Origin of the sequence: Pullulanibacillus pueri (genome assembly GCF_014639255.1) — a bacterium.
Taxonomy (GTDB): Bacteria; Bacillota; Bacilli; order Bacillales; family Sporolactobacillaceae; genus Pullulanibacillus; species Pullulanibacillus pueri.
In genome coordinates this window covers 48,110-54,417 of sequence record NZ_BMFV01000032.1, presented here as the reverse complement: position 1 = coordinate 54,417, position 6,308 = coordinate 48,110, and the positions used below count along the sequence as shown (strand labels likewise).

Genomic DNA, 6,308 nt, shown 5'->3' with positions numbered 1-6,308 from the left:
CTTGAAACCTTCCCATTCCGGTCGCACACCCGAACGAGATTTATTACTAATTTCAATAGCTTGCCTTATATAATCAACATGAAACTGTTCAATTCTTTCCTGTCTTTCTGTATAACCAATATCTGTGTGTGAATGATGAATAACATGAATTTTCCACTTCTTTTTTGGCCTCTGCATTCCCTACGTCCTTTCTAATATCCTTATATTTTCTCCTCTAGGGTCTTTAAAGGTTAAATTAAAAACTCTACTAACTAACAAGTCACCACCCTTTTAAAATAACAGGATAATCCGGTCCTGTTTTGCTAAACATTAACATAGTAATATTGTTATAACATTATGTTATCCTCAAAAACTTAAAGAGTCAATACTGATGCCAGTATCGTGACATAGAAATTTCGAATAGTAGTTTTTCATTCTAAATGATAGGGTAACGATCTCTTATCGGTTACCGCAGTGGTGGTTGAGGACTATTTAAAACTAGTTGAAAGAAGATGAACATTTCGGCTCTTATGTCACCTACCAGCACGATCTATCAATGGCGTTCACTTATAGTGAAACATTATCCATTTTCTTTTTATCTCTCCCCTATGTTTGGGGAAGAGAGACAAACTCTACTAGTTATATGCGAGTGACTTTAGCTTCAATATATGAGATCAAGCTAGTGAAAGGAGAAAAGGCTTGCCCAAAACTGAGCTAAAAAGAGGTAAACACATATCCAGCCGAGGTAGAGTGGCTATCCTTTTGTACTATCATGATGACAATCTGGGTAATGGTTGCAGTATGCACAGCTTCTAAAGTAAAATGGGCAAAGAACCTAACCCCTTAATCCTGTGAAAATCGTTCGTAAACTTTGCAAAAAAGGAGGATCTGTAGTGTCATTCTTGGAAAAAGTTGAACCCTATATTTTAAGTGATTATAAATTCTTACGTAAATTCGCCTTGGAATCTATTCATAGTAGTTATTTAGGCACTGAGCAAACCTACTTCTATGCCCTTGAGGCTCTGGACAAGCTTCCTGTACATAAAGTAAAAAACTCAATTATGCCTTATGTTCGAAACATCCCAATCACAGAGAATATTTTAAAAGAGTTACTTCATCGTTTGGAAAAAAATGATGGGAATGGTGTATGGTATACCCTTGCACTCGCGAAGCTTGATACCGATTTAATTGTCAAATATCAGGATTCTCTTAAATCCCATATGTCAGCAGATTTCCTTAAATCGGTGACTGCCATTAAGACACTGAGTGTGGAAGAGTTATTTATGGAAGCCGGCGAAGTCATGAGTATGCTAGAAGAAAAATATAATCAAGGTTTATTTGAATACGGTAAACGAATTTTTAATGAACTGATTGACCGCAAGGAATATAGCGACAAAAACATTTGGGAAATCGAAGTCGCCATTAAAGATAAATTAGAAAATGACTTTCTACCAATGAATGTCCTTTTCAATATCTATCTCGCAGGCGCTCTAAAAATTCATTCGCTTGTCCCACTGCTTACAAAATTATTGAGTCGAGAAGACGATGGCTTCCTTCAAGAAAGTTTAGAAACGACACTAATTAAAATAGGTACAGACGAAGTCGTGGAGAAAGTAGAACCCTATGTTCTAAAGGGAGACGCCGCTTTTACTGCTATAGGAATCCTTGAAAACATCAAAAGCCCACGAGCAGAGGAAATCCTGCTTCGACAATTTCATAAAACGGATGATATCACTATAAAAACCTTATTGGCCGACGCCTTGTGTAAACAACTATCGACTAAGGCCATCCCATTAGTTGAAACCCTTATAGATAAAGGCTATGACGAAACCATGCTATCTCTTGAAGAATCACTATATGCCAATTGTGTGATGAATCAAATCGATCATCCCAAACTCAATGATTGGAAACAACACATCACAAAAATCGATGACGATATAGCCCTCAGAGAAAAAGAACTCACCCGTCAAATGGCCAAAAAGAACAACGTTGGCAGAAACGACCCCTGCCCTTGTGGGAGTGGGAAAAAATTTAAGAAGTGCTGTGGTTGATTGGGACAGAGGGACAGGTTTACTGTCCCAGTAGAGGTTCTCAGCAACCTAGAAAAAAGTCATTGCTGAATTCTATCTCTATAACAAAGTTCAGCAACAGCTCATCGTCGTTTCAACCCAATAACCCATTCACTCTTACAACTCAAAAAATTTAACAATATGTTTAATTGATGTACATAGCTTACCATGCTGGTTATAAATTCGAACATTGGAGATCGCCGTCAGGTTTTCGTCATCAATGTCTTTAACCGTATATTGTACAGTAATTGTATCTCCAATAAAGGTCGGGCGAATGAAACGGAGCTTATCGTAGCCATATGAAACAGCACCCATGTCCAAGTCATTTAACAGAGCGGTTGCCGCAGCAGTGGAAAAACCAACAGAAAGCAAGCCTGGCGCAATCCGTTGCTCAAACTTGGTAGATTTCATATACTCTTCATCAATGTGAAAACGATTAAAATCCCCAGTAATGCCAACAAACATATAGACATCTGATTCACTAATCGTTTTCGTAAAGGTTGTGTGATCACCAATTTTAAGTGGCACTTTACTCATAACGTCCATCCTTCTTTCTAGTAAAATTTTGTAAGAAACGCCCTTGTCCAACGTCCATATTTGCCTATGTATTAGTATAGCCAATAAGCAGATCTCAGAAAAACCAGCTCACTCTTAAATCTTCTCAAACAGTGAAAGGTTTTACAATTTATTTGTATTGGGTTTATGGGATCTTGAGTCTGGAGGAGAAAGCCTAGCTAGTGGTAACTATAGCTTCAAGAATAGAATTATATTCCATAATACTTTATCCTTCTAGCTCATAAAGAAAGCCACTTGATTAGGAATATATTCCAATTAAGTGGCCAGCCTTTATTAAATCATATTTCCTGATATTCAAACACGATTATTCTTCCAGTGTCCGAATAATTATTTTTATTCCTTCTAGCAAATCATTGAGAGACCAACTTGGTAATTTCCTATTTGTTAGCGCCAGTTCATGAGAAGCTGGAATATGCACAAAACCTGCCCTCACGTTGCTATTGTTTTCAGAAAGATAATGAAGCATAGTGTACATAACGTAATTACATAAATAAGTGCCCGCTGTATTGGAAACATCGGCTGGATATCCTGCCCCATTTAATTCATTCAAGAATGAACGAAGAGGTAATTTACTAAAATAGGCATTCGGACCTTCCTGATCAATTCTATCATCCTCATAAATTATCCCTCGGTTATCTTTTGCACCACCTTTACAATTAATTGCAACACGTTCAGGTGTGATAAGATGCCTACCTGCCGCTAGACCTAAGGATATTACATCATCAGGTTCAACGTCTTTATAATGCTCGATTAATTGATTTCCCGTCACATTGTATTCAACAGGGAGTACTCGCCCATATATTTTATAGCCCCCCAACTCTTTCTCATCAAGCGCCTCAACAATGTCACTGGTTGGGTTAATTGGAAAATCAAGAAAGGGTTCAAATCCCGTTAACAATAACTTTTTCATAATTTATCATTCCCTTTGTATGAAGATATAATTTTATACTGTATATCATATGACTATGGGGCGCTGTCTCGTATACTTCCTTAAACCGTCCTTAACACAAGACTGAATAGATGATTTACTCTCAGCAATTGTTTCAAATACAGCCAAATCGAAATCGAATAGCTGATGCGCTCTAATACATTCCTCAAGAGGCTCTCCGTAAACCGTTTCATAGGCTGCTTCAGAAATAAGTTCCAGACTACACCATTATCTCCCTCTCATTAACATTGGTACAATCTCAATGGAGAAACTTTTTATAACTGTGGTACTATTAATTTATAAAAAGGACATCCTACGAAAGACAATTGAAGTTTGTAGCATTAAAGATGTGTGATAAGGAGATTAAAATGGTGTGGGGATAATATTTATACTTTTAGGGATTAGCCTTACGTTTGGATCTTATTGGTACATAAAGAAAAATAATTTATTTGATTATTAAAATCGAGGAAAAAGTGGGTTAAAGATAAAATATTGGATCATCCATTTTTTTGAACTCGAACTTTTATTGTTATATCTAGGAATAATACTATTTTTTGGTATTGCATTAGCAATAGGGGAAATCTAGGATAGCTTTAGTATTTGTTTAAATCTATTAGCCTTAATGTTGTTTTTAAATAGAAGTTACAAGTCTAATTAATAACTTCTAAAGTATTTAGAGATTAGTTTTTTCCTGTATTACACTCGTATTCTGACCTCTTATCCTTATGCTAGCTGCTTGCATGGAGCATCTTTTGCTTGTGTATGCTTTATATTGTAGTATCCCTCGCAAACTTATTTTCAATTAGTTAAATTAAAACGAAGCGTACAACTCATTTTTTTCTGCATTTTCTTTCCAATTCACGATTACGGTTTATTTCCTCACTACTGTTCTTCACAACTTTGTTGTGAAGAACAGTAGTGAGTGGAGTACTATCTTAAATGTCCACTCACGACTACCTTCTCTAGTAAGCTATATTCCAAAAGGCATCTTCCTTTTAGTATGCATCATTTACACACAGTGCTAGAAAATTATTGGATCAAATGAAGCTATATATCAATAGCTAAGAGCGATATACTTATTGATTAAACCAATCAAAAGAAGCCCTTTCTCCGTTTAATGACCATTTTACCGGACATGTGGTATTTAGCCAATCCAACGGTTCCCCAATGGTTAGTGGTCTAGAAGCCCATTCAAACGCATTTTTAATTGCTCTTTTTTGCTCTTTTCCTACTGCATCTGGATCTGCAGAGATGAACAAAGGTGTACCGCTCCTCGATAATAAATCCAACCATTTACTGTTAAGAGACCACGGAATCTCTTTAGTTATGCCAACGCAATCGGCATCAACCGCATAAAAAGTCTTGTGTTGAGGCATGCGAAAGGCTAGTGTGTTGATTCCATACTTCCGAGTCCTTTCCCATTCCTTTCCGCTAGTGTCATCTCCAGTCCGCTGTATATCCATGATACCGGCTGCTAAATGGCTAATGGTATTACATCCTATCACCAATGATTCTCCCGCCGCTACACGAATAGTTTGATATAACTCTAAAATTATTTCAGCTGTAGTTTTCATAGGATTTGAGAATGACCATCCCTCATGGGTAATTTGTTCCCCCATTTCAAAGCCCCATCTTCCAAAAATATCATAAGTACTAAAGTCGTGCTTAATCAATTCATATCCCCAATTAGACAGCCGTCTTACATCATTAAAAATGAATTCCAAAACTCCTTCCACACTCGGATCCATCACTTGCCCATCAAAAGAAAATTGTTGTTTATTTTGATTCTGCAATATCCAGGACGAAGGGATACTTTCTGTCGTTAGCATAGGTCTCATCCAGATGCCTGGCCGTGCACCTATTTCTTTAATTTGTGTTGCTAACTTCTCCATATCAGGAAACTTATAATTTCCTTTAAACCAAGGCCCCCCATTACATGCTTTAGAATGACAAATTTGCCATCCATCATCAATCACCATAAATGGTCGATTGTCTGCATTTGACGCTAACGAGGCAATTAATTTAGTATCATCTAATATCTCATCGTGGGAACTATTTCCATATGCATAATACCAGTTATTCCCACCATAAATAGGTACTTTAGGTAAACGTGGACTCTCACAAAGAAGTTGGCAAAAACGTTGGACCGCTACAAAAGGCTTCTCTGATTCCCTCCCTCTTCGCTCCACAATTGAGGCTGCATGTAACTGACGATGGCCTAACTGAACACCCTTACCCCCATTTCTTACATCAAGGCACAAACTCACACCAGATGAATCTATCTGCCAAAAACATAAAGAATTCGGACCTGTTTTGACACCATATCCATGTGTAGATGTATGATCATAAGTAAGGAAGTACCAAGGTAAGATACGTTCAGGAACTATTCCTCTCCATTCCAAATCTCCATATCCTCGTTCCCAGTGATCTCCCAGTATCTGTAACTGACTTGAGACGGCTCTATTCCAACGAATCATTATACGTTTAATCCCATCGCTTTGAGAGGATAAAAAAATCCTCATCTCTTTGTTTTGTATAGGGACATGCACCTCTATCCCACTTTTGTCCCATTCGTTTGTATTACTCCTATCTAAATCAATCCAGTTGATGTCAGTCTCAACTGAGATTTTATCAGGGGTCTGACATATTGATAGAAACGACATTGCCTACCTCCTTCATTTAGTTGATCTATTAAAATAGTTATTTCCTTAGATAGAAAGTGCACTTACTTGAAGAAATGTTTCTTTACTTTATGT

The 6,308-nt window shown here is 37.1% G+C and carries 4 protein-coding genes; 1 reads left to right on the top strand and 3 read right to left on the bottom strand.

Features of this window, described 5'->3' with window-relative positions; genetic code table 11:
• The first annotated feature begins 872 nt into the window (after nucleotides 1-872).
• Nucleotides 873-2,030, top strand: coding sequence for an SEC-C metal-binding domain-containing protein (locus IEV91_RS16885; RefSeq protein WP_188498604.1), 1,158 nt, complete (start codon nucleotides 873-875; stop codon nucleotides 2,028-2,030).
• Nucleotides 2,031-2,165: 135 nt separating this feature from the next.
• On the opposite strand, the gene IEV91_RS16880 is transcribed toward IEV91_RS16885, so the two are convergent.
• From IEV91_RS16880 to IEV91_RS16870, 3 genes are all read right to left on the bottom strand, one after another.
• Nucleotides 2,166-2,585: a MaoC family dehydratase gene (locus IEV91_RS16880; RefSeq protein WP_188498603.1), complete on the bottom strand. Its 420-nt coding sequence runs from the start codon at nucleotides 2,583-2,585 to the stop codon at nucleotides 2,166-2,168.
• 343 nt (nucleotides 2,586-2,928) lie between these two features.
• Nucleotides 2,929-3,534: a pyroglutamyl-peptidase I gene (locus tag IEV91_RS16875; RefSeq protein WP_188498602.1), complete on the bottom strand. Its 606-nt coding sequence runs from the start codon at nucleotides 3,532-3,534 to the stop codon at nucleotides 2,929-2,931.
• Nucleotides 3,535-4,628: 1,094 nt separating this feature from the next.
• The gene (locus tag IEV91_RS16870; protein WP_188498601.1) at nucleotides 4,629-6,215 is read right to left on the bottom strand and encodes an alpha-amylase family protein; all 1,587 of its coding nucleotides are present in this window, start codon (nucleotides 6,213-6,215) and stop codon (nucleotides 4,629-4,631) included.
• Nucleotides 6,216-6,308: the final 93 nt, after the last annotated feature.